14 protein-coding genes, 2 tRNA genes and 3 rRNA genes are annotated in these 25,508 nt (G+C 39.8%); 12 read left to right on the top strand and 7 right to left on the bottom strand.

What is annotated here, in order from left to right; genetic code table 11:
* Positions 1-9 precede the first annotated feature (9 nt).
* The gene (gene dprA, locus QSG86_RS03740) at positions 10-1,140 is read right to left on the bottom strand and encodes a DNA-processing protein DprA (protein WP_317030265.1); all 1,131 of its coding nucleotides are present in this window, start codon (positions 1,138-1,140) and stop codon (positions 10-12) included.
* Between the two features lie 439 nt (positions 1,141-1,579).
* Here dprA and def point away from each other — a divergent pair, with 439 nt between their 5' ends.
* The 9 genes from def (at position 1,580) to QSG86_RS03695 (ending at position 12,350) form a co-directional block, all read left to right on the top strand.
* A complete protein-coding gene (gene def, locus QSG86_RS03735; RefSeq protein ID WP_317030264.1) occupies positions 1,580-2,104 on the top strand; it encodes a peptide deformylase in 525 nt (174 codons plus the stop codon).
* Between the two features lie 84 nt (positions 2,105-2,188).
* Entirely contained in the window at positions 2,189-2,608 is a 420-nt protein-coding gene (locus QSG86_RS03730) for a DUF2946 domain-containing protein (protein WP_317030263.1), read from the top strand.
* A 72-nt stretch (positions 2,609-2,680) separates the two neighbouring features.
* Complete coding sequence (locus QSG86_RS03725) at positions 2,681-4,774, top strand: TonB-dependent copper receptor (protein ID WP_317030262.1); 2,094 nt, start codon at positions 2,681-2,683, stop codon at positions 4,772-4,774.
* A gap of 754 nt (positions 4,775-5,528) precedes the next feature.
* A 16S ribosomal RNA gene (locus QSG86_RS03720) occupies positions 5,529-7,067 on the top strand.
* 60 nt (positions 7,068-7,127) lie between these two features.
* A tRNA-Ile gene (locus QSG86_RS03715) sits at positions 7,128-7,204 on the top strand.
* Between the two features lie 123 nt (positions 7,205-7,327).
* Positions 7,328-7,403: transfer RNA gene (locus QSG86_RS03710), tRNA-Ala, on the top strand.
* A 409-nt stretch (positions 7,404-7,812) separates the two neighbouring features.
* A 23S ribosomal RNA gene (locus tag QSG86_RS03705) occupies positions 7,813-10,703 on the top strand.
* Between the two features lie 186 nt (positions 10,704-10,889).
* A 5S ribosomal RNA gene (rrf, locus tag QSG86_RS03700) occupies positions 10,890-11,004 on the top strand.
* The 16S, 23S and 5S rRNA genes sit together here with 2 tRNA genes alongside, the layout of an rRNA operon.
* Positions 11,005-11,147: 143 nt before the next feature.
* A complete protein-coding gene (locus QSG86_RS03695) occupies positions 11,148-12,350 on the top strand; it encodes an MFS transporter (RefSeq protein ID WP_317030261.1) in 1,203 nt (400 codons plus the stop codon).
* Positions 12,351-12,493: 143 nt separating this feature from the next.
* On the opposite strand, the gene cadR is transcribed toward QSG86_RS03695, so the two are convergent.
* Entirely contained in the window at positions 12,494-12,946 is a 453-nt protein-coding gene (gene cadR, locus QSG86_RS03690) for a Cd(II)/Pb(II)-responsive transcriptional regulator (protein WP_317030260.1), read from the bottom strand.
* Between the two features lie 74 nt (positions 12,947-13,020).
* Here cadR and QSG86_RS03685 point away from each other — a divergent pair, with 74 nt between their 5' ends.
* Positions 13,021-15,303 (top strand): heavy metal translocating P-type ATPase, encoded by a 2,283-nt coding sequence (locus QSG86_RS03685; RefSeq protein ID WP_317030259.1) that lies wholly within the window; start codon positions 13,021-13,023, stop codon positions 15,301-15,303.
* A 274-nt stretch (positions 15,304-15,577) separates the two neighbouring features.
* Entirely contained in the window at positions 15,578-17,962 is a 2,385-nt protein-coding gene (locus QSG86_RS03680; protein WP_317030258.1) for a YgiQ family radical SAM protein, read from the top strand.
* Between the two features lie 92 nt (positions 17,963-18,054).
* On the opposite strand, the gene QSG86_RS03675 is transcribed toward QSG86_RS03680, so the two are convergent.
* The 5 genes from QSG86_RS03675 to QSG86_RS03655 form a co-directional block, all read right to left on the bottom strand.
* Positions 18,055-18,411 (bottom strand): RidA family protein, encoded by a 357-nt coding sequence (locus QSG86_RS03675; RefSeq protein WP_317030257.1) that lies wholly within the window; start codon positions 18,409-18,411, stop codon positions 18,055-18,057.
* 513 nt (positions 18,412-18,924) lie between these two features.
* The gene (gene dinB / locus QSG86_RS03670; protein WP_317030256.1) at positions 18,925-19,983 is read right to left on the bottom strand and encodes a DNA polymerase IV; all 1,059 of its coding nucleotides are present in this window, start codon (positions 19,981-19,983) and stop codon (positions 18,925-18,927) included.
* Positions 19,984-20,037: 54 nt separating this feature from the next.
* On the bottom strand, positions 20,038-20,790 hold the full coding sequence (locus QSG86_RS03665) for a GH25 family lysozyme (RefSeq protein ID WP_410487441.1): 753 nt from the start codon (positions 20,788-20,790) through the stop codon (positions 20,038-20,040).
* A 225-nt stretch (positions 20,791-21,015) separates the two neighbouring features.
* Entirely contained in the window at positions 21,016-22,407 is a 1,392-nt protein-coding gene (mdtD, locus tag QSG86_RS03660) for a multidrug transporter subunit MdtD (RefSeq protein WP_317030254.1), read from the bottom strand.
* Positions 22,408-22,740: 333 nt separating this feature from the next.
* Positions 22,741-23,343: a TIGR00730 family Rossman fold protein gene (locus QSG86_RS03655; RefSeq protein ID WP_317030253.1), complete on the bottom strand. Its 603-nt coding sequence runs from the start codon at positions 23,341-23,343 to the stop codon at positions 22,741-22,743.
* Between the two features lie 494 nt (positions 23,344-23,837).
* Between QSG86_RS03655 and QSG86_RS03650 the strand changes: the two genes are divergently transcribed.
* A complete protein-coding gene (locus tag QSG86_RS03650; protein ID WP_317030252.1) occupies positions 23,838-25,433 on the top strand; it encodes a TerC family protein in 1,596 nt (531 codons plus the stop codon).
* Positions 25,434-25,508 lie beyond the last annotated feature (75 nt).

The raw sequence follows: 25,508 nt of genomic DNA, 5'->3' as shown, positions 1-25,508 counted from the left end.
TTTTGAACCTTATTGAGTAGAACGACAACGTAAATATAGCCCAGATTGTTGCATGGATAATCCTAATAACTCGAGTTCAGTTAAATATGCGGTTAACATTGCAATCTCAATATTTAGTTGTATGGTTAATTGATCTAGACTCTGTCCGATCCAATCAAGCTGGTTATAAATTGCCATTAAATGTTGGGGTATTTGAGCATGTTGGTTTAAATCTGACGCAATAAGATTTTGCTGATGCCATTGTGTAGGTAAGGCGAGATCTTCAATCACCTGTTCAGGATGATCGACAAGAATAGCACCATCACGAATTAATTGATGGCAGCCATGAGATGAAGCATTATAAATATGTCCAGGAAGTGCAAAAATACTGCGTCCTTGTTCGGCTGCCCATTTTGCTGTAATTAATGAACCACTTTTTACGTGAGCCTCAGTGACAATAACGCCTAAACTTAAACCACTGACTAAACGATTTCGCCTTGGAAAATGTGCTGGTAGTGCTTTGCTATAAGGTAAAAACTCTGTAATGACTGCGCCATGATGTTGCAGAATTTGTGCGCGCAAAGTACGATTTTGTTGAGGATAGGTTTGTTCAATTCCTGTGCCCATAATGGCAATCGTTTTATGATGTTGTAAACCACCTTGATGAGCTGCACTATCAATACCTAATGCTAAACCACTGGTAATATAAAAGCCTTTTTCACTTAAATAATACGCAAAGTCATAGCTGATTTGTCGACCATATGGACTCGCTTTACGGCTACCCACCAAAGCGATTTGTGGTTGTAATAGTGCTTGTTGATTTCCTTGTCCAAAAATAATCGGTGGTCGATCTTCAAAGGGGCATAGCTGTGTCGGATAGGCGGGATCATCTTCTGTTAAAATAAAATCACAATGTTGTTGAATAGATTCAATGATTTTTTGTAGTAACTGTTGTGTGGAGGGGGAATCTAACTGTTGTAACCTGAGTAGATGATTTTTATGTAGACCTAATTTTTGCCATTGTGTTTGGTTTGCTTTACATAATGCTTGCCTTGGTGTCTTAAAATAAGCTTTCAGTTTATAAAAACTGGATACAGAGTGTTGAATAACATACCATAAGATAATGTGCTCTAGATGTGATGTGGATATTTTTTCTAACATATTGATTTATATTTTAATTATTAGTTAAGTTATACGCTAGATCAGGATTCTATTGGAATATGTGCTCATATTTTGCTGTAATCACCTCGCCAAGCGTGTTAAGCGAATCGCTATTTTTATCAGCCTCATACTGTGTTTTCAATATCTCTATTAATGCATGATTACAATATGGTTATTGGGCCAAAATAATTAGCTTAATTAAATGAAATTACTATATATATTGTTGTGTCAATTTTATTTAAACTCAAATTTAATTCAAAAATATTGGCTTTAAATCTTCAAATATCAAAAAAATGATGATTGTCTTACATATTTTTCATGATGATAATCTGTAAAATTATTGCTGTAGTTGCGTTATAATAGTTAGCTTACACAGAATTTTCGATGAAGTACTCCTTCATTTTGGTTTTTTTGATCAATGGCATAAGTGAGGAGCAATATGGCCTTATTACCTATTCTGAGTTTTCCAGATCCCCGTCTTCGTACCATTGCACAGCCAGTCGAAGAAGTTACTGATGAAATTCGTCAGTTAGCGGCAGATATGTTTGAAACCATGTATAAAGCACCTGGTATTGGTCTGGCAGCGACTCAAGTCGATCGACATATTCAGTTGATTGTCATGGATTTGTCTGAAGAAAAAGATCAACCCATGGTATTTATTAATCCTCAAATTACGCCATTAACCGAAGAAACTCAACCGTATGAGGAAGGTTGTTTATCGGTTCCACAAATTTATGACAAGGTGGAGCGTCCATCACGTGTCAAAGTTGAAGCAGTTAATCTTGAGGGTGAATCATTTAGCTTAGAAGCTGATGGTCTGTTGGCTGTTTGTATTCAACATGAAATTGATCATTTAAATGGAAAATTATTTGTTGATTATCTATCACCACTCAAACGTCAACGTGCACGTGAAAAAGTAGAAAAAGTTATACGTCAGCGTCAAAAAGTTGATGTACGTCGCTAAAATTATTGCTATAAAATAGTATAGCAAAGTTCAATATTGATCGAATTTTGTTATACTTCCGTAAAATAATTTTAGAGTTTGTAATTGTTATTACGTATTGGTCTGCTATTTGCTTGTATAGCAGTGTTTTTTCAAATAGCTGTGTTTTTACAGCCATTATTACCAAAGCAATATCAGGTTGCTCCGGTATGTGAAACCATTACGCGTGCACTTTTACAATCCACGACGATGCAACATGCTCAACATTCAGTTGCATCAGATCATTCCACCTTTAAATCTAGCCTATCTTCACATACTGAACACGATCATGATATCGGTCATCAGTGTCAGTATTGTACAGTCTATGGTAATTTGGTATTACCACCAGATTTAGCTGTAAAAGAAGTACTTGATCGTATTCAAGTTCGTTTACTTGCCTTTCAAAAGTCATGTGCTTATGTCTGGTTTGTATTACAGCGGCTGTTTCTGCTGCCACAAGGTCGAGCACCACCATTGTTTGTATAAGGTAAAACATTTTATTGCGAGTCCCTATTGACTCTAGTTGCGTTTTATTTACACATTCAATGAGAAACAACAATGCTACAGCCAAAATTTTTATTACAGCCTTTAGCGGCTGCGATCTGTGTTGTCTATTCAACGACAATTTTAGCAACACCAACCCAGCTTAAACCTACTATTGACAGTAGTGAAGTTGAAACCTTGGCACCAATTGTGGTGACTGCTCAGCATGGTAATGATGCCAATGGCTTGATTGTACGTGCAGATCCAAAACAACCGACTCAGCCCATTCCAGCCAGTGATGGTGCTGATTATTTACAAAGTATTGTCGGTTTTAATGCTGTGCAAAGTGGTGCAGGAACCAATGGTGATGTGACTTTCCGTGGGATGTTTGGTTCGCGGATTAAAATTTTAACCGATGGTAGTGAAAACTTAGGTGCTTGCCCAAGTCGTATGGATGCACCAACATCCTATATTTCCCCAGAAAGCTACGACCGTGTTTCGGTCATTAAAGGTCCGCAAACTGTTCAGTATGCCAATACTGGCTCTGCCGCTACAGTACTTTTTGAGCGTCAGCCAGAACAACTGAATTCTGAAAAAATGTACCGTGGTCAAGCCAGTGTTTTATTCGGTTCTTTTGGTCGTTTAGATCATAATCTTGAAACAGCAATCGGTGATGAAACCAAGTATATTCGCCTTAATGCCAGCCGATCTGTGGCAGATAGTTATCAAGATGGTGCAGGAAATACAGTGCCTTCCGACTGGAAACGCTGGAATGCAGATCTAGCATTGGGTTGGACGCCTGATGAAGATACTTGGCTGGAGTTAACAGGCGGCAAGGCAGATGGTGAAGCAGTTTATGCAGGTAGAGCAATGGATGGCTCACAGTTTGCACGTAAGAGCTTGGGTTTACGTTTTGAAAAGAAAAATATCAGTGAAGTAATTAAAAAAGTAGAAGGACAAGTAAATTATAGTTTTAATGACCATGTGATGGATAACTATAGTTTGCGTACTGTACCGAAAACTCATGATATGCAGACTCATCAAATGGTTGATAATCCTTCTTCAATGCAAGTAACGCGACGTACATTAAATACACGTTTAGCGTTAACCAGTGCGTGGAATGCTACAGAGCTGATTACTGGTGTTGACTCACAACATAATAAGCATGCAGGCGGCATGCGTTCTAAAATGATGAATATGCCATTAACAGCTGATATGAAATATCAATCTTACGGTGCGTTTGCAGAGCTTAGTCAGCAATTTTCAGATCAAAATAAAGTCGTAACAGGTATCCGTTTGGACCATGTAGAAGTAAATGGATTAAAAACGGGTCTTAAGCGTACAGAAAATCTACCTAGTGCTTTTATACGGTTGGAAAACTCACATCCAGAGCGCAATGATGTAAAAACTTATATTGGTTTGGGTTATGTTGAACGTATGCCTGATTATTGGGAATTATTTAAAACAGATTACCAAGGTGTCGGTGCAAATACTTTTAGCCAGTTAAAAACTGAAAAAACTTTACAACTTGATTTAGGTTATCAACATCAACATGGTGCATTAAGCTCATGGGTATCCGCATATGCAGGTCTGGTTAAAGATTATATTTTGATGATTTATCCAAATACTCAGAATAATATGCATGGGCATTCAATGAGTAATAATAGTGGGAAAAATAATACGGTAGACTCGCGTAATGTTGATGCAACTATTGCGGGTGCAGAAGCAGGCGTCGCTTATCAATTTAGCGATCATATTCAGGCAGATGTAAGTGCGATGTATGCTTGGGGTGAAAATACCACAGACCATACTCCACTACCACAAATTGCGCCATTAGAAGGACGTTTTAACTTACGTTATATTCAGGATAAATATAACTTAGGTTTATTATGGCGTGTGGTTGATCGTCAAAATCGTATTAGTCTAAATGAAGGTAATATTGTTGGTTATGATATGGGGAAAAGTGCAGGTTTTGCGACATTGGCACTGAATGGTACCTACCATATTAAGCAAGGTATCGATTTATCTGTTGGAATCGATAATCTATTGAATAAAAATTATGCGGAACATTTAAACAAAGCAGGTAATTCAGGTTTTGGTTTTGCCAGTAATGAACAATTTAATAATATTGGTCGGAATTATTGGGCAAGAATGTCAATGAAGTTTTAACTGTTCTGAGAATGGATTAATCTTTTTGGTTATGGATAAACAAAAAGAGTTAATCAACTAAATCACCATGAAAGAGAAGCAGACAGGGCGAAAGCGCTGTCTGTTTTTATTGAGTGCTATTGATATAAAGCCAAGTAATATTTAGTTATGATCAGTAAAGCAGCAAAATATGTTTATTATTACGACACATTTACTTTAATTATATAATATTTTTAGTATTAATATTTAAAAATCAATGTGTTATCTATATTTTTAAGTGATTTAAAATAAATATAAAAATAATTTTTTATATAAAACATGTATTTAAAGTATTGTTGGTTTGAAAAAACATCAGGCAAAAAAAATAATTCAAAAAAGGGCTTGTGTTCGATGTGAAATACTGTAGAATGCACATCCATCGGCGGTGATGTTAAATAAAACTTCTGATAAATCAATAAGTTGCTTAAGTGTTAAGATTCTGATTAGGGTTTTGAGTTTAAGGTTAAACTTAGATTTGTTAGAAAATAAATTAACAAAACCAGTTGACTTTTCTACCGAAGAGCGTAATATAGCCGACCTAGCTTGCTGGTGACGAACCAACAAGAAGATCATTAAGAAATTATGAAGAACAACTTGTGTGGATTTTTACTGATTGATTGATCGAAATATTATCATTGATTGATTGGTTTAAATTACTCGAAGTTTATTTGAGAGAATTTGTCAGAAAATTGATGAGCCAGATTTAGTAGCTTAGATTAAAGCTACAAAATGATTTTAACTGAAGAGTTTGATCATGGCTCAGATTGAACGCTGGCGGCAGGCTTAACACATGCAAGTCGAGCGGGGAAAGGTAGCTTGCTACTGGACCTAGCGGCGGACGGGTGAGTAATACTTAGGAATCTGCCTATTAGTGGGGGACAACATTCCGAAAGGGATGCTAATACCGCATACGTCCTACGGGAGAAAGCAGGGGATCACTTGTGACCTTGCGCTAATAGATGAGCCTAAGTCAGATTAGCTAGTTGGTGGGGTAAAAGCCTACCAAGGCGACGATCTGTAGCGGGTCTGAGAGGATGATCCGCCACACTGGGACTGAGACACGGCCCAGACTCCTACGGGAGGCAGCAGTGGGGAATATTGGACAATGGGGGGAACCCTGATCCAGCCATGCCGCGTGTGTGAAGAAGGCCTTTTGGTTGTAAAGCACTTTAAGCGAGGAGGAGGGTACCTTGGTTAATACCCAAGAGTACTGGACGTTACTCGCAGAATAAGCACCGGCTAACTCTGTGCCAGCAGCCGCGGTAATACAGAGGGTGCGAGCGTTAATCGGATTTACTGGGCGTAAAGCGTGCGTAGGCGGCTTTTTAAGTCGGATGTGAAATCCCCGAGCTTAACTTGGGAATTGCATTCGATACTGGGAAGCTAGAGTATGGGAGAGGATGGTAGAATTCCAGGTGTAGCGGTGAAATGCGTAGAGATCTGGAGGAATACCGATGGCGAAGGCAGCCATCTGGCCTAATACTGACGCTGAGGTACGAAAGCATGGGGAGCAAACAGGATTAGATACCCTGGTAGTCCATGCCGTAAACGATGTCTACTAGCCGTTGGGGCCTTTGAGGCTTTAGTGGCGCAGCTAACGCGATAAGTAGACCGCCTGGGGAGTACGGTCGCAAGACTAAAACTCAAATGAATTGACGGGGGCCCGCACAAGCGGTGGAGCATGTGGTTTAATTCGATGCAACGCGAAGAACCTTACCTGGTCTTGACATAGTAAGAACTTTCCAGAGATGGATTGGTGCCTTCGGGAACTTACATACAGGTGCTGCATGGCTGTCGTCAGCTCGTGTCGTGAGATGTTGGGTTAAGTCCCGCAACGAGCGCAACCCTTTTCCTTATTTGCCAGCACTTCGGGTGGGAACTTTAAGGATACTGCCAGTGACAAACTGGAGGAAGGCGGGGACGACGTCAAGTCATCATGGCCCTTACGACCAGGGCTACACACGTGCTACAATGGTCGGTACAAAGGGTTGCTACCTCGCGAGAGGATGCTAATCTCAAAAAGCCGATCGTAGTCCGGATTGGAGTCTGCAACTCGACTCCATGAAGTCGGAATCGCTAGTAATCGCGGATCAGAATGCCGCGGTGAATACGTTCCCGGGCCTTGTACACACCGCCCGTCACACCATGGGAGTTTGTTGCACCAGAAGTAGGTAGTCTAACCGCAAGGAGGACGCTTACCACGGTGTGGCCGATGACTGGGGTGAAGTCGTAACAAGGTAGCCGTAGGGGAACCTGCGGCTGGATCACCTCCTTAACGAAAGATTGACGATTGGTAAGAATCCACAACAAGTTGTTCTTCATGCAATATATCTGAGGGTCTGTAGCTCAGTTGGTTAGAGCACACGCTTGATAAGCGTGGGGTCACAAGTTCAAGTCTTGTCAGACCCACCATGAACAAGACTTAAAGTACTACTTTAAGGCGAAGTGCAAGACAAACGAACGAAAGTGAGTGCGTAGTGTATGGGTTCAAGGATTCTGAGTGAAAAGAAACAAGATATATTGAGATCTTAAGCTGGGGACTTAGCTTAGTTGGTAGAGCGCCTGCTTTGCACGCAGGAGGTCAGGAGTTCGACTCTCCTAGTCTCCACCAGAGTTTGGAAATAGCGAAATATATTTCGCCCAAACGCAAGACAAGCAGCTATGCTGCGCGTAGCGTTACTCTGAGTGTTTAGACTTTAATCGAACGAAAGCTAGATTATAGAGCTTAGTGATAAAGCATTGTATAATGCATTGTTATTAATCTCTGTGATTTATCACAGTTTACTACGTGCTGACGAGGCAGTAGTTAATCATTAACAGAATATATTTGAGTTGAAATAATTTGTTCATACTCGTTTCAAGTAAGTAATTACAAGAAATGAGTTACTAGCGATTAAACTGAATCAAGCGTTTTGGTATATGAATCTAATTGAAGCTGTATAGTGATTAAGTTCACAAAGCTCTAAACTGTAATGTTGGTTGTTCTACTTGTAGGAACAAACGACTGTTTGGGGTTGTATAGTCAAGTAATTAAGTGCATGTGGTGGATGCCTTGGCAGTCAGAGGCGATGAAAGACGTAATAGCCTGCGATAAGCTCCGGGGAGGCGGCAAATATCCTGTGATCCGGAGATTTCTGAATGGGGAAACCCACTTACCATAAGGTAGGTATTGCAACATGAATACATAGTGTTGCAAGGCAAACGAGGGGAAGTGAAACATCTCAGTACCCTTAGGAAAAGAAATCAATTGAGATTCCCTCAGTAGCGGCGAGCGAACGGGGAACAGCCCATTAAGTTATGTGTGTTTTAGTGGAATGCTCTGGGAAGTGCAACCGTAGTGGGTGATAGTCCTGTACACGAAAGGGCACACATAATGATGACGAGTAGGGCGAGGCACGTGAAACCTTGTCTGAATATGGGGGGACCATCCTCCAAGGCTAAATACTCCTGACTGACCGATAGTGAACCAGTACCGTGAGGGAAAGGCGAAAAGAACCCCTGTGAGGGGAGTGAAATAGATCCTGAAACCGCATGCATACAAGCAGTGGGAGCCGACTTGTTCGGTGACTGCGTACCTTTTGTATAATGGGTCAGCGACTTACATTCAGTAGCAAGGTTAACCGTATAGGGGAGCCGTAGGGAAACCGAGTCTTAATAGGGCGTTTAGTTGCTGGGTGTAGACCCGAAACCAGGTGATCTATCCATGAGCAGGTTGAAGGTTGGGTAACACTAACTGGAGGACCGAACCCACTGTCGTTGAAAAGCCAGGGGATGACTTGTGGATAGGGGTGAAAGGCTAATCAAACTTGGTGATAGCTGGTTCTCCCCGAAAGCTATTTAGGTAGCGCCTCGGACGAATACCATTGGGGGTAGAGCACTGTTTCGGCTAGGGGGTCATCCCGACTTACCAAACCGATGCAAACTCCGAATACCAATGAGTACTATCCGGGAGACAGACTGCGGGTGCTAACGTCCGTAGTCAAGAGGAAAACAATCCAGACCGCCAGCTAAGGCCCCAAAATTATAGTTAAGTGGGAAACGATGTGGGAAGGCATAGACAGCTAGGAGGTTGGCTTAGAAGCAGCCACCCTTTAAAGAAAGCGTAATAGCTCACTAGTCGAGTCGGCCTGCGCGGAAGATGTAACGGGGCTAAAACTATATGCCGAAGCTGCGGATGTATACTTTGTATACGTGGTAGGGGAGCGTTCTGTAAGCCGATGAAGGTGGATTGAGAAGTCTGCTGGAGGTATCAGAAGTGCGAATGCTGACGTGAGTAACGACAAAACGGGTGAAAAACCCGTTCGCTGAAAGACCAAGGGTTCCAGTCCAACGTTAATCGGGGCTGGGTGAGTCGACCCCTAAGGCGAGGCCGAGAGGCGTAGTCGATGGGAAATTGGTTAATATTCCAATACTTCTGTGTAATGCGATGAGAGGACGGAGAAAGTTAAGTCAGCCTGGCGTTGGTTGTCCAGGTGAAAGGATGTAGGCATGTATCTTAGGCAAATCCGGGGTACTCTATGCTGAGATCTGATAGCAAGCGAGTTTACTCGCAAAGTGGCTGATACTATGCTTCCAGGAAAAGTCTCTAAGCTTCAGTTACACAGGAATCGTACCCGAAACCGACACAGGTGGTCAGGTCGAGTAGACCAAAGCGCTTGAGAGAACTCTGCTGAAGGAACTAGGCAAAATGGTACCGTAACTTCGGGAGAAGGTACGCTGCTGTCGGTGATGGAACTTGCTTCCTGAGCTGATGGCAGCCACAGAAACCAGGCCCCTGCAACTGTTTATTAAAAACATAGCACTCTGCAAACACGAAAGTGGACGTATAGGGTGTGATGCCTGCCCGGTGCTGGAAGGTTAATTGATGGGGTTAGCGTAAGCGAAGCTCTTGATCGAAGCCCCAGTAAACGGCGGCCGTAACTATAACGGTCCTAAGGTAGCGAAATTCCTTGTCGGGTAAGTTCCGACCTGCACGAATGGCATAATGATGGGGGCGCTGTCTCCAGCAGAGGCTCAGTGAAATCGAAATCGCCGTGAAGATGCGGTGTACCCGCGGCTAGACGGAAAGACCCCGTGAACCTTTACTGCAGCTTGACATTGAACTTTGATCTTACTTGTGTAGGATAGGTGGGAGGCTTTGAAACCGAGACGCTAGTTTCGGTGGAGCCAATCTTGAAATACCACCCTGGTAATATTGAGGTTCTAACTCTGTCCCGTAATCCGGGACGAGGACCATGTCTGGTGGGTAGTTTGACTGGGGCGGTCTCCTCCTAAAGAGTAACGGAGGAGTACGAAGGTGCGCTCAGCGTGGTCGGAAATCACGCGTAGAGTATAAAGGCAAAAGCGCGCTTAACTGCGAGACCCACAAGTCGAGCAGGTACGAAAGTAGGTCTTAGTGATCCGGTGGTTCTGTATGGAAGGGCCATCGCTCAACGGATAAAAGGTACTCTGGGGATAACAGGCTGATACCGCCCAAGAGTTCATATCGACGGCGGTGTTTGGCACCTCGATGTCGGCTCATCTCATCCTGGGGCTGAAGCAGGTCCCAAGGGTATGGCTGTTCGCCATTTAAAGAGGTACGCGAGCTGGGTTTAGAACGTCGTGAGACAGTTCGGTCCCTATCTACCGTGGGCGCTGGAAATTTGAGAGGATCTGCTCCTAGTACGAGAGGACCAGAGTGGACGAACCTCTGGTGTACCGGTTGTGACGCCAGTCGCATCGCCGGGTAGCTATGTTCGGAAGGGATAACCGCTGAAAGCATCTAAGCGGGAAGCCTACCTCAAGATAAGATTTCCCTTGGACTTTATGTCCTCTAAAGAGCCGTTGAAGACTACGACGTTGATAGGTTGGATGTGGAAGCATGGTGACATGTGAAGCTGACCAATACTAATTGCTCGTGAGGCTTGACTATACAACACCCAAACAGTTGTATACAAAGCATCAATCGATTCATAAAACATCATCTAACGATGAAAATACTTGATTTAGTATCGCTGATCGAACATCATATCCAACTCAGATATAATCTCTGTTAATAACTCATTTGGTAGAAAACTTAGCAATAGGTAAGTCTAAGCAAGTATCCATAAACAGTTGTGCTGGCGACAATAGCAAGAGTGAACCACCTGATCCCTTCCCGAACTCAGAAGTGAAACCTCTTCGCGCTGATGGTAGTGTGGCGTTAGCCATGTGAGAGTAAGTCATCGCCAGCTCATTATTCGAAAATCCCTCAAGCAGTCGCTTGGGGGATTTTTTTTTGGTTTTATTTTTAGTTGTGATACTGATTTAACTTTTTATTGAATGATTTTATTTTCATAAAGCAGCTGATTATACTATATCGATATGAGGAGTCTTCATGTCTGATAGTACAGCTAGTACAGCGCCATACATTGAATATAGTTCTAAATCGTTCTTTGCAATTTTAGTTTCATTATTTTTAGCGGGTTTTGCAATTTTTTCTTCGTTGTACTGTGTACAACCAATGATGCCTATTTTGACTCAATTTTTTGCGATATCACCCACGCAGAGTAGTTTAACGTTATCTGTTTCAACCATTGCCCTCGCTATAGGGTTGCTCTTTACGGGGTTGATTTCCGATCGTTTTGGCCGTAAGCCGATTATGGTCTATTCATTATTTTGTGCAGCAAGTTTACTGATTTTAAGTGCCTGTTTTCCCAAATGGCATATATTTTTACTGACACGGATATTACTTGGCCTCACAGTAAGTGGTGTAGCAGCTGTCGCAATGACGTATATTGGTGAGGAAATTGCACAAAAAGATATTGGTTTTGCCATGGGGCTGTATATCTCAGGAACCGCAATCGGGGGGATGGGGGGACGCCTTATTGCTGGGGTACTGGTTGATTTTATTTCTTGGCAATCAGCAACGTTGTTTATAGGTATTCTTAACTTATTGGCTGCATTTATTTTTTACTTATTATTACCAGCATCAAAACATTTTAAAGCTTATCCAATTTGTTTTACACGTTTTAAAACAGCATTAATGCACAATCTACGAGATCCTAAATTATGCCTGTTATTTGTACAGGGTTTTATTTTAATGGGATGTTTTGTATCGATTTTTAACTATATCAGCTATCACTTATTAGAACATCCATTTCATGTTTCACAATCGATGATTGGTTTAATTTCAATAGCATACTTGTGCGGAATTTATAGTTCACCACGTGCAGCAGCGTGGGGAAAAAGGTTTGGTCGGAATCATGTTTTAATCGCCATGTTATTATTGATGTTACTTGGTTTAATGACCATGTTAATTAGTCATATTGGATTTATTTTATTGGGTTTAATGATATTTACATTTGCATTTTTTGCAGCCCATTCCACAGTAAGTAGTTGGGTTGCAATACAGTCCTTACAATATAAAGCAATGGGATCATCATTATATTTATTTTTTTATTACTGTGGTTCGAGTATTTTAGGTAGCAGTAGTGGTGCAATTTGGGAATCTTTGGGATGGTTTGGCTTAATCTTATCGATTGCAACAATTTTATGCTTGGGTGTTGCTATTGCATGCTATTTACAAAAGCGAGAATGAGCGTAAGTGATCGATCGTGCTGTTGAGCTGTATTAAGGACTATCTATTGCCCATATAATATGATCCTCAATCCACCATTTAATTTATGGTTTTTAGCTCACGGATTTTCATAATTAACAGTGCGATGGAATCGGCTATAGTCATTATAGTTTATGTCCGCAAACTTGAGTCGAGTGGATGTGATCAGCACTATCATGTATCGGGACTTCACGTTCAAGTTCTTTTAGAATACCGCATTTTTGCATGGCGGTTGTTCCCTGACATTGTTCTCTTAGGTTTAGGAGTTCTTGCTCTAGCGCTTGTATTTCATGAATACGATGTTGTACATGTTGTAAATGTACATCAATTAAATCATTAATTGCATCACAATGATCTGGATTATTTTTCATCATTAATAGTGTGCGAATTTCTTGATGGGTCATACCCAAAGAACGGCAACGACGAATAAAACGTAAGCGATCCAGATGCTGTTGCTGATATTCTCGATAATTATTTTGCGTATTACGTAAGGGTTTCGGCAATAGCCCTTCTTTTTCATAAAATCGTATGGTTTCAACACTGCAACCAATTTGTCGTGCTATTTCACCAATTTTCATTTTATCATTTTCCGCTTGAGTCTGAAGTCACTTCAGGGTGTTTAATGACAGTATAACATTTATCAGGATCAGTCATGGACAAAAAAGATGCAAAATTGCCAAATGCACATACAGCTCCGCATCAGCATGTAAAATCTTCATGTTGTGGTGTGATCGAAAAATCAATAACTAAAGAATGCGCTACGAAGCAAAAAACCACGTGTTGTGAAACAACAGATATGCGTTTTTCAGACTTAAATCCATTACCTGAATCACAGCATATGGGTGATGATTTAAAAACTTCGATACGTATTATGCAAATGGATTGCCCTACTGAAGAAGGCTTAATTCAAAAAAAACTCGCACAGATGCCAGCAGTAAAATCATTGGATTTTAACCTTATTCAACGTGTACTGACGGTAGTACATGAACCTGCTGCTTTAACCGATATTCTTAATGCCATTCGTGATTTAGGTTTTGATCCTGAAGTGGCCAATGCACAAGGGCAATTTAATCAAACTCAGCCAGAACAGCATAAATCAATTTGGATTCTTGTTTTGGCTGGTGCTGTGGCTTTTGCTGCTGAATGTGGTGCTTGGTTTGATTTGCCTATTTGGTTTACATTTGTAGCCAGTGTAATCGCTATCGCACTTTCTGGAATTGAAACCTATAAGAAAGGTTTAATTGCGCTTAAGAACTTTAATTTGAATATTAATGCCCTGATGAGTATTGCTGTCACAGGTGCATTATTGATTGGACATTGGCCTGAAGCTGCAATGGTTATGGTCTTATTTGCTGTCGCTGAATTGATTGAAGCACGTTCTTTGGCACGTGCACGTCAGGCGATTAGCCAACTTATGCAACTGGCACCTACACAAGTGACTGTATTAAATGCCGCAGGGCAATGGCAAATACAAGCAGTCAATGAGGTGAGACTTGGACAGATTGTGCGTGTTAAACCTGGTGAAAAAATTGGCTTAGACGGTGAAATCACTAAAGGGCAATCTTCAATTAACCAAGCGCCAATTACCGGTGAAAGTTTACCCGTTGATAAAATGATTGGTGACGTAGTGTATGCGGGAACGATTAATCAAGCTGGTGCATTAGAGTATCGTGTGACTGCGATAGCACAAGATACTACTTTGGCACGGATTATTCATGCCGTAGAAGAGGCACAAGGTGAAAAGGCACCAACACAACGTTTTGTTGATCGTTTTGCAAAAGTGTATACCCCTTTAGTGGTTCTTTTTGCGATTTTAATTGCCATTATTCCACCTTTACTGATGGGGGGAGCATGGTTAGATTGGATCTATAAAGCATTGGTTATTCTGGTGATTGCTTGTCCTTGTGCATTGGTAATTTCAACGCCTGTTACCGTAGTGAGTGGTTTAGCTGCTGCTGCACGTCAAGGTATTTTGATTAAAGGGGGTGTTTATCTGGAGGAAGGCCGATTACTTAAATATTTAGCATTTGATAAAACCGGTACATTAACTTATGGCAAACCAAAACAAACTGATCTTATTTTGCTGAGTGAAATTAATCAGCCAGATATTATTACTGCATTAATCAGTTTGGCTAACTGTTCAGATCATCCCGTTTCCCAAGCCATTGTGCAAGCAGCGCAGCGCCATGATTTTGTCGATGTGGATGACTTTACAGCATTACTTGGTCGAGGTAGTTCCGGAGTAATTGCAGGCGTACGTTATTATTTAGGCAATCATCGTTTAATACATGAATTAGAATATTGTTCTGAAGCATTAGAACAACAGATTACTCAACTTGAACAACAAGGAAAAACCGTAGTACTGTTTGCACAAGATCAGCATATTCTGGCGATTGTTGCTGTTGCAGATACAGTTAAGGCAACCAGTCAGCAAGCGATTGATGAATTACATCAGTTGGGTATTAAAACACTGATGCTCAGTGGTGATAATGTACATACTGTACAAGCCATTGCTCAGCAGTTAGCAATTGATGAGGCCAAAGGTAATTTCTTACCCGAAGATAAGCTAAATCTGGTCGCGCAATATGCGACTCATAGTTCTATTGCAATGGTTGGTGATGGCATTAATGATGCTCCCGCTTTGGCACGTGCCAATATTGGTTTTGCGATGGGAACTATGGGAACAGATGTTGCAATTGAAACTGCAGATGTTGCTTTAATGGATGACGATTTACGTAAAATTCCAACCTTTATTCGTTTATCTAAAAAAACGCATCAAATTTTAATACAAAATATTAGTTTGGCTTTACTGACCAAGCTAGTTTTTTTGATCATCACCTTAATGAATTTAGGAACGATGTGGATGGCAGTTTTTGCGGATGTAGGTGTCAGTTTATTGGTCGTGGCAAATGGTTTAAGACTATTGAAAAAATAAATATGATCATCATTCAGTTAAAGTTGTAACAACAAATTAAATATGGAATAGCGTTATTTGATCGGAAGATGCAGTTTATGTGATATGGATAAACTGCATTTTCATATTTAAATATTTGATTTAATTTTATAAAGAAAAATTAAACTGCATGTAAATAAAATTTTATTTTGCATAAATTTTAAGCTGTTAGCTTGAGCTACTTTCATGTTAAAATGATCGGCTTTCATCTTTGATCTTTTCTGATCTTCCACTTGCCAGCCGAGAATTGCTAGCCATGTCTACTGCTTATACCATGCAAACTGCGCCAAAGGCGTTGTTTGATTACGACAAATATTGGGCGTCATGTTTTGAACCCGCACCATTTTTGCCGATGTCGCGTGAGGAAATGGATCAACTCGGTTGGGACAGTTGTGACTTTATTTTGGTCTGTGGGGACGCATATATTGATCATCCTTCGTTTTGTTCCGGTATTATTGGCCGTGTTTTAGAAGCACAGGGCTTTCGCGTCGGTATTATTGCGCAGCCAGATTGGACCAATGTTGAGGCATTTCGAGCTTTAGGTAAACCAAATTTAGCTTGGGGCGTAACAGCTGGGAATATGGATTCAATGATTAACCGTTATACGGCTGATCGTAAAATTCGCTCAGATGATGCCTATTCTCCTGATAATGTACCGAATAAACGTCCAGATCGTGCAGCGACCGTGTATTGTCAACGTGTACGCGAAGCATATCCTGATGTACCTGTACTTTTAGGGGGAATTGAAGCTTCATTGCGTCGTATTGCACATTATGACTATTGGTCTGATAAGGTACGTCGTTCGGTATTAATGGATTCTAAAGCGGATTTATTAATGTATGGTAATGGGGAACGATCGATTACTGAGATTATGCACCGCTTGGCACGCGGTGAAAAAATTTATGAGATTACCGATGTTCGTGGTACAGCATTTATTGTAAATAAAAATAATCGTGCCTCTAAAGCAAAATTTATTGAAATTGCATCTAATGATGTAGATCAAGTCGGTCGAGTAGATCCGATCATTAATCCATATGTCATGACTGAAGATCTAGAAGGTTGTGAGATTGAAAAAGGTAAAGATAGCCTCACCCAGTATCAAGGTTTTGAAAAAGAAGTGGTTGTTAACCCTGTTGTTCGTGCAGGAGATGATTTAGCAGCAGATACTCAGATTGTTCAGTTAAAAACCAGTTCTAAAGCAATTAAACATAAATTGCCACCACGTGAATTGGCGGTAATTCGTTTACCTGCTTTTGAAGAAGTGGTCAATGATCCAGTGTTGTATGCACATGCCAATCGTATTTTACATTTGGAAACCAATCCAGGTAATGCGCGTGCGATGGTTCAAAAACACGGTGAGCGTGATGTCTGGTTAAATGCACCACCGATTCCATTGACCACAGAAGAAATGGATTATGTCTTTGACTTGCCTTATGCACGTTTGCCACATCCAGCGTATGGCCATGCGCGCTTTCCAGCCTTTGATATGATTAAATTTTCTGTCAATATCATGCGCGGCTGTTTTGGCGGATGTACCTTTTGTTCCATTACAGAACATGAAGGCCGGATTATTCAGAATCGTTCAGAAGAATCAATTTTACGTGAAGTTGAAAAAATTCGAGATACAGCCCCTGGTTTTACTGGCATTATTTCTGATTTAGGCGGTCCTACTGCCAATATGTATCGTTTACATTGTAAAGATCCAGAAATTGAAAAGAATTGTCGTAAACCTTCCTGTGTTTTTCCAGGTGTATGTCAAAATTTACATACCGATCATGCACCATTAACTCAGTTATATCGTAAAGCACGTGCACTAAAAGGCATTAAAAAGATTTTAATTGGTTCTGGATTACGTTATGACCTTGCGGTATTAAATCCTGAGTATGTCAAAGAGTTGGTGACACATCATGTGGGCGGATATTTAAAAATTGCGCCTGAACATACTGAAAAAGGGCCATTATCGAAAATGATGAAGCCCGGTATTGGGACTTATGATCGTTTTAAGCAAATGTTTGACCGCTTTAGCAAAGAGGCAGGCAAAGAACAATATTTAATTCCTTATTTTATTGCGGCACATCCGGGAACAACGGATTATGACATGATGAATTTGGCGATTTGGTTAAAGAAAAATGGTTTTCGTGCCGATCAGGTTCAGACCTTCTATCCTTCGCCAATGGCTACGGCAACCACGATGTATTACACAGGTAAAAATCCTTTAGCTAAAGTGGCCCGTTATACCGAAAATGTGGATATTGTTAAAGGTGAAAAACGTCGCCGTTTACATAAGGCATTTTTACGCTATCATGATCCAAATAACTGGCCATTATTACGTGATGCGCTGAAAGAAATGGGGCGTGCTGATTTAATTGGCAATTCTAAACAGCATTTAATTCCAACCTATCAGCCAGCAAGTGGTACGGAAGGACAATACCAATCTGCACGTAGAAAGAACTCAACGCTCGCAGGTGATTCTGTTAAACGTCATCAGACAGAGCGTACATCTGTAGCATCAACAACACGGACAAAAAAACAGCCGCAACGTGGGCAGATATTGACGCAACATACCGGTTTGCCACCACGTGAAACCGGTGATAGCAAAAAGCCATTTGGTGGCAAAAAGACCAAGGCTAAGAAAAATTAATTATTCAAAAAGGAGATGTTTAACATCTCCTTTTTTAGGCCTTGATGTATTACATCGCAAGCACAGTGAGGTTTTTTAGGTCGTGAAGATGATTAATCTGGTTTGATTGCAACGACAGTCATTTCAACCAAAACATCATCCTGATACATATTGGCTTCTACACAAGTACGTGGTAAAGCATCCATATCTGCCACCCAAGCATCCCAGACCTCATTCATCGCTGCATAATTGTGTGCAATATCTTTAATAAAAATCATCACCGATAAAATATGACTTTTATCGGTACCAGCATCTGCCAGAAATTGATCAATGGTATCGAGTGTTTGCTGTGTTTGTCCGCGAATATCTAGGCTTAAATCTGAAGCAAGTTGTCCAGCGAGATGAACTAAATTACCGCATATGGCAATTTCAGAAAAGCGAGGTTGTACATGTAAACGTGTAATGCTCATTAAAATATCCTGATGGTTAAGTCAGCGTCATACGCTGGAGATCAAATCGGGAATAAACCGAATGCTGATCATGCCATGAATTTAAGGGTTAAATGGCGTCTTAAAGATGAATATCATCCACTGATTGATATAGCGTAGCATCAAGAATTGCACATCTATCAATAAATTGATAATAAAACAGGCATAACCAAAGAGACATGCGAGGATGATCATGTATTTAATATAGAGTGGGTGAGATTTAGTGCTGGTTGATAATTAGAATAGAATGAAAAAAAATAGCAGAATCATTGAGAATGGACAGGTCAATATATCACCTTACAGTTGCCCTGTAATATTCGGATTTGATCGTCACGTTAATCACAGGACAGCATGCTAAAAGTAGAGGTGATTTTTAGCATCTGAGCAGATACATGGATAATGTATTGCGGTCATAGATTACTCTAAAAATAACAGTTATGCAGATAAAATTATGATTTTTGATTTATTTGTACAAGAAATAGTCTAATTATTGTATTAATACCAGAAATCTAGTTGGGATTGTGGTTGTTGAGTGCATAATTGATATACCCCAACACCAACCAATCGAAATTGTTGCTGTGCCGTGATATGCATTTCGTTAAGTAATAATGTGATGCCATTTAATAATTGATCTGATGTATAAAAAGGTTGTTTAAAGCATTTACTATGTTGTAAAACCTGAAAATTTTTTAACTTTAATTTCACTGAAATACCGTGGGCATGTAATTTTTTTTCAGTTAGGCTTTGCCAAATACGATGAACCAATTGGGGCCAGTAGTGATGACATTGATGTAAATAAAGATCTTGATTAAATGTGATTTCTTTAGAAATTTGTTGTCGTTCGCGTTCTATTTGTACTGCGCGATGATCAATGCCTTGCGCATATAAAAATAACTGCTGACCATATTTACCAAAATGGTCAATTAAGATCTGCTCATCAAGATGCTGTAAATCGCCTAAGGTGAATAGCTTCATATGATGTAATTTTTCTTGAGTCACTTTTCCGACACCAGGAATTTTTTTTAGTGGCAGATTCTTGATAAAATTTTGAACCTGTGAAGGTTTTATTACATAAATGCCATTTGGTTTATGCCAGTCTGAGGCAATTTTTGCTAAAAATTTATTGGGTGCGACACCCGCAGAACAAGTGAGTGCTGTTGTATCTAAAATGGCAGCTCTAATTTGTACCGCGATTTCAGTTGCACTGGTAATCTGCTGTAGGTTATCTGTTACATCTAAATAAGCTTCATCTAAAGATATGGGTTCAATTAATTGAGTATATTTTTGAAAAATTTGATGAATTTGGCGTGAAACATCACGATATTTTTTAAAATTGGGTTCAATGACAATCAGTTCAGGACATCGTTTTTTGGCTTGATGCATTGGCATTGCTGAATGTAGCCCAAAAGCACGAGCAGGATAAGATGCTGCTGCAATTACGGCACGTGGATGATGGCTCGCAATCACCACAGGATGCTGTTTTAGTTCAGGTCGGTCACGTAATTCTACAGATGCAAAAAAAGCATCCATATCAATGTGAATAATTTTTTTCATGATTACGATATTCACTGTGATGCTGATCTAGATCATTGCATCTGATCAGATGATTTATGGGATTTTAGATGGTGGACTTAACTGATTTTTTTCTAAAAACTTTAACCAATCGTCCATATCACCATTAAAAACATTAAGATCTACTGTGGTATTAATGCCGGTTATTTTAGCTTGATTGGTATGCTGCCAAAATAGCCAATCTGGTTCACCTTTTAAATTGGGTTGACCATTATACTCACGAATCCATAATGGCGTTTTTTGAAACTCGCCAGCTAGAACAATATTATAGAAAGCTTTTGAAGTATAAAAGATAGGTGCTTTGCCATAATGTTGATACAGTTGATCATGCATGATCTGAATTTCTTGCAGAAGCTGTTGTTTAGTGAATGTATTGATGCAATCACTATCGTATTCAAGATCAATAACAGGGGGAAGGGCATCCGCTTTTTTGGGAACAGTATGGATAAAGTTTTCAGCTTGAATACTGCCGTTACGACATAAACGATAAAAATGATAGGCGCCGACTAATAAACCCTGTTCTCTTGCTTGTAACCAGTTATCTTGAAATTTCCGATCTTGAAAATCTCCACCTTCGGTTGCTTTTAAGTATACAAAAGCATAATTTTGCAGGGAAATTTTATGCCAAGCAATATTGCCTTGATGATGTGAGACATCAAATCCTTGCACTTTATATTCGCTTGCAGCTGCAATATGATTTTGAAAAAAGACCATATATATAATGAGACTTAGCCCCATGAAGCTACAACCTAACAGTGAGCCAAGTAGCGTTTTAGATTTCAATATCATGTTATGTTGGATCATCGTGAGTAGTCGAATCATGAATCAAACAGGGTCAGTCACAGGTAATATGTGAGCTTGAAGATTGCAAATTACCTGTATTCGATTATAGCGTAATGTTTCATTGTGGTGGTTTTATCATCATCACGTTTTGATTTAAGCGATTAATCACTATGCCTCAATATGGATCATACGCTGCTTAATAGGATATGGCTATTTAGAGCCAATCGTATATTATGCAGTGGTATCTTTGGGAATCGTCCAGAAGATCATGGCTGTGATGACGTTAATAAATCCTAAACAGATTAAAGTATAATGAAAAGCAGTGGTGATCAACGCTTGACCTAAATGTATTTCAAAAATATTGACTAAAGTCCCTGCCAAAGCAACGCCAATACTCATTGATAACATCATAATCATCGATAAAAAACTGTTACCGCTACTGGCATCTTGTTGAGGTAAATCTTTGAGTGTGAGCGTGTTCATTGCCACAAATTGAATTGAATTTAGAATACCAAAAATCAGAAAGTGAATGCTTCTAAGCCATAAAGGGGTATCTGCCGTACTTAATGCAAAACTGACAATACACGCACCGACTAAAACAGTATTGATCAGTAACACGTGGCGATAACCAAATTTTTGGATTAAAGGCCGAATGATTGGTTTAGAGATTAATGCACCTAGAACGGTTGGAATCATTAAAATACCAGTCAGCAGCGGTGAAAAACCAAAAGCGACTTGTAGCATCAGTGGTAATAAAAATGGAATCGCATTGCCCCCTAAACGGGCAAAAAAGTTTCCTAAAATACCAATCGAATAAATTTTATTTTTAAATAATTTACTGCGAAATAATGCATTTTTATGGCTATGCGCATGTAATGCATAAATTACTGATCCAGCCAATCCAACCACAATTAAAATGATACTGGAAAATATTGAATATCTGGGGTCAGAAAAGTTTTCAATTCCGAGAGATAATCCAATCATACCAATAATCAGGAAAATAAATCCTCTTAAATCAAATGCAGGTACATTTGGCTCAGTGGTATCTGGCATTGCTTTCAAAGTCATCAAGACGCCTAATATCCCCATCGGAATATTAATTAAAAAGATCCAGTTCCAAGTATATACTTCCACAATCCAGCCCCCTAACGTGGGGCCAATCATAGGACCAATTAAACCAGCAAGGCTCATTAAACTCATTGCAGATAAAAACTGTGTTCTGGGAATGACTTTTAACATGGCCAAGCGACCGACAGGTAGCAGTAAAGCACCGCCAATCCCTTGCATCACACGATAAAACAGTAATTGATTGACACTTTCAGATAAGCCGCAGCCTAGAGAGCCTAAGGTAAAGATAATAATGGCACTTAAATAGGTGATTTTGGGTCCAAATCGATCTGACAGCCAGCCACTTAAAGGAATACAGGTTGCCATTGCCAATACATACGCCACAATAACACTATGCATTTGTAATGGACTTTCATCTAAATCTTTTGCCATTGCAGGGAGTGCAGTATTGACAATTGAACTGTCTAGACCTTGCATAAAAAAGCCAATAGACACCAAAAGTACAAGGAGTCTAAACTCACGTTGTAAAGGTTGATGTGATGTTGAGGCATTCATAGGCAGTGGCATCTCATGATACGCGTAAAAAACGGTATCTTATGGTATTAAAATAATGATATTTCAATATCTTATACAGGATATAAAATGCAATAAGCGTATTAAAACGTAAGTAAATTGTTAAAAAATATAATTTATTCTAGCCGAGCTCACGGTAGATAAAAAGCATCACATCATTATTTTTTATAGGAAACTATACGCAGTGTCTTGATCATCTGGTTGATATAATCATAATCGCATAAAACCATCTGCTAATGCTAATTGTGTAGATTGATGATTAAAGTATGTCGATGACGGCAGAAGCAGAGACTGAACTGCCGAGTAAGGTCAGATTTAAACCACGACATTTTGTGGCGCATCTAAATTTTTCAAGACACTAAAAATTTGTTGTGATGATTGGCAAACAATCAGTTTTGCGCGATGTTGTGGAGGTAAAAAGCCTTCTAGAACAGCATGATCTAATTGTTGAATCAGTGCGTTATAAAAACCATTGACATTATAAAGCATGATGGGTTTTTGATGTTGATTGAGTTGAGCCCAAGTTGCAATTTCCAAGATTTCTTCAAATGTACCCAAACCACCGGGTAATGCAATAAATGCAGAAGCACGTTCAGCCATAATGGCTTTACGTTCGTGCATAGTTTTTACAATATGTAATTCAGTGAGATGATTATGGGCAATTTCATAATCAAGCATAAAGGCTGGTATCACACCCACAACTTCTGCATCTGCATCAATCATGGTATCTGCGACTTGTCCCATTAAACCAATACTGGCACCACCATAAACCAAGCCAAATCCATGCGCTGCAAGACCTTGAGCAAGTGCAATGGCTTTTTCTTGATAAATAGGCTGATTACCTAAACGTGAGCCACAATATAGTGCAATGAGTGGTTGAGTTGTTTTTGCTGCAGGATTTTGATATTGATTGGTCATTTTTCCTCGATCATTGTGATGTTTTTTTTAACATTATCATGTTCTATATGATCTCTCTAGCAGATGACAAAAATATGAATGCTATATTTAAAATAGTTTTAATGATTCAGAGCAGCAATAAGGCATAGTGCTGTTGTGGACTAATCTAATCGTCCATTTACTCAATGGGTAGCAGAGGCGATGATGATCAATGATAATGAAAATTGATCATGATGCTATGACTTTAGTGATAAGATCTAAAACCATGACATGATGGCGATAAAGGCCAAATGATCATGGCTAAAATCAAATAAAAAATAAAAAAAAGATGCCAAAATCAAGAATCTTTCCTATACTGAAATTGTGTTTCACAACAATAGAATCGATATGGGTAGTGGCAGTTGGGAGTCCAACAAAATTCAGTCCATTAAAATAAACACATTTTTAAATTTAGATGCTTGTCATGCAAATGACCATATACAGTATCAATGGCTTAAAATTCAGGAGAAGACACCATGATTTTTGAATGGATGTCTGATCCTGCGGCGTGGGTCGGCTTATTGACGCTGGTTGTGCTTGAAATTGTTTTAGGTATAGATAACCTTGTTTTTATTGCAATTTTAGCAGAAAAATTGCCTCCAGAACAACGCGGTAAAGCACGTGTTGTCGGCCTTTTATTGGCTTTGGTGATGCGCTTAATTTTATTGGCATCGATTGCTTGGGTCGTCACGTTAACCAATCCTTTATTCCATATATTTAATCATCCTTTTTCAGGCCGAGACTTGATCCTGCTATTTGGTGGTGTGTTCTTGTTATTTAAAGGAACGATGGAATTACGTGAGCGTTTGGAAGGCAATAGTGGTCTGAAGGAAGAGAGTCCTGTCCATGCCACATTCTGGATGGTCATTATTCAGATTGTGGTATTAGATGCTGTCTTCTCACTAGACAGTGTCATTACTGCAGTGGGAATGGTTAAACATCTTTCTGTGATGATGATTGCGGTTATTCTGGCGGTGGGGATCATGCTTTGGGCATCTAAACCGTTAATGGATTTCGTTAATCGCCATCCAACCGTGGTGATCCTGTGTCTATGCTTTTTAATGATGATTGGTTTCTCATTATTGGTTGAAGGATTGGGATACCATATTCCAAAAGGTTATTTATATGCCGCAATTGGTTTCTCGGTACTGATTGAGTTCTTAAATCAAACGATGCGCCATAATCAAGAAAAAATGGTGACAACTACTGATTTACGTTATCGGACCGCCTCTGCAGTAATGCGAATGCTGGGGGGAAAAAGTATTAACCCTGAATCATCCCATGATAATCGTGAAGATGTGTTAGCAACACGTGCTTTTGCGGATGAGGTTTTTGATGAGGAAGAGAATGGTGTTTATCATAGTGTAATGGTTCAAGGTGTACTTGGATTGTCTGAACGTCCAGTGAAATCAGTAATGACTCCGCGTCCGGAATTAGAGTGGATTGATTTGGATGAACCAGAGACGGTCATCAAAGAACGTCTATTAAGTATGACTCATTCACGTTTAATTGTGGCACATGGCGAGCTGGATAATTTGGCTGGTGTTGTTTTGACCCATAAAATCATGAATGAATATATTGAAACTGGTCGCTTAGATTTCCAAGCGCATTTACGTGAACCTGTGATTGTACATGAAAATGCACAGGTCTTGATGGTGATGGAACAGTTACGTCAGGCCCCTTTACAAATGGCGATTGTTTTAAATGAATATGGTTCAATTGAAGGAATTGCTACACCTATTGATGTACTTGAAGCGATTGCTGGAGAGTTTCCAGATGAAGATGAATTGGAAACAGTGGCTGAAAGTCTGGATGATGGCACATTAATGTTGGATGGTTCGACGGACATTCGTCACCTTTCTTTATTATTGGGCTGCGATTTGGTGGATGAGTCCGAGCAATATTCAACTTTATCAGGTTATATTCTGTTTCATTTAGGTCGTTTACCACAAAATGGTGAAAAACTGGAGATGGATGGTTATATTTTTGAAGTGGTGACGATGGATGGGCATAAAATTGAAAAGGTGCATATTATGCCACATCAGCATAAAATCACCATCCATCCACGTTAATCATGATGGTTGGTTGGATTAAATTTAAATAGCCCAAAAGATTGGGCTATTTTTATCTGTATGATTGATGCTGTG

Origin of the sequence: Acinetobacter sp. SAAs474, from assembly GCF_032823475.1 — a bacterium.
Classification (GTDB): domain Bacteria; phylum Pseudomonadota; class Gammaproteobacteria; order Pseudomonadales; family Moraxellaceae; genus Acinetobacter.
Note: the sequence above shows the minus strand (reverse complement) of the source record. Positions and strands in the feature narration are given on the sequence as shown.

Coding starts and splice junctions, on each gene's coding strand:
- dprA (WP_317030265.1), bottom strand. CDS start 1,140: ATGTTAGAAAAAATATCCACATCACATCTAGAGCACATTATCTTATGG.
- def (WP_317030264.1), top strand. CDS start 1,580: ATGGCCTTATTACCTATTCTGAGTTTTCCAGATCCCCGTCTTCGTACC.
- QSG86_RS03725 (WP_317030262.1), top strand. CDS start 2,681: ATGCTACAGCCAAAATTTTTATTACAGCCTTTAGCGGCTGCGATCTGT.
- QSG86_RS03695 (WP_317030261.1), top strand. CDS start 11,148: ATGTCTGATAGTACAGCTAGTACAGCGCCATACATTGAATATAGTTCT.
- cadR (WP_317030260.1), bottom strand. CDS start 12,946: ATGAAAATTGGTGAAATAGCACGACAAATTGGTTGCAGTGTTGAAACC.
- QSG86_RS03685 (WP_317030259.1), top strand. CDS start 13,021: ATGGACAAAAAAGATGCAAAATTGCCAAATGCACATACAGCTCCGCAT.
- QSG86_RS03680 (WP_317030258.1), top strand. CDS start 15,578: ATGTCTACTGCTTATACCATGCAAACTGCGCCAAAGGCGTTGTTTGAT.
- QSG86_RS03675 (WP_317030257.1), bottom strand. CDS start 18,411: ATGAGCATTACACGTTTACATGTACAACCTCGCTTTTCTGAAATTGCC.
- dinB (WP_317030256.1), bottom strand. CDS start 19,983: ATGAAAAAAATTATTCACATTGATATGGATGCTTTTTTTGCATCTGTA.
- QSG86_RS03665 (WP_410487441.1), bottom strand. CDS start 20,790: ATGATATTGAAATCTAAAACGCTACTTGGCTCACTGTTAGGTTGTAGC.
- mdtD (WP_317030254.1), bottom strand. CDS start 22,407: ATGAATGCCTCAACATCACATCAACCTTTACAACGTGAGTTTAGACTC.
- QSG86_RS03655 (WP_317030253.1), bottom strand. CDS start 23,343: ATGACCAATCAATATCAAAATCCTGCAGCAAAAACAACTCAACCACTC.
- QSG86_RS03650 (WP_317030252.1), top strand. CDS start 23,838: ATGATTTTTGAATGGATGTCTGATCCTGCGGCGTGGGTCGGCTTATTG.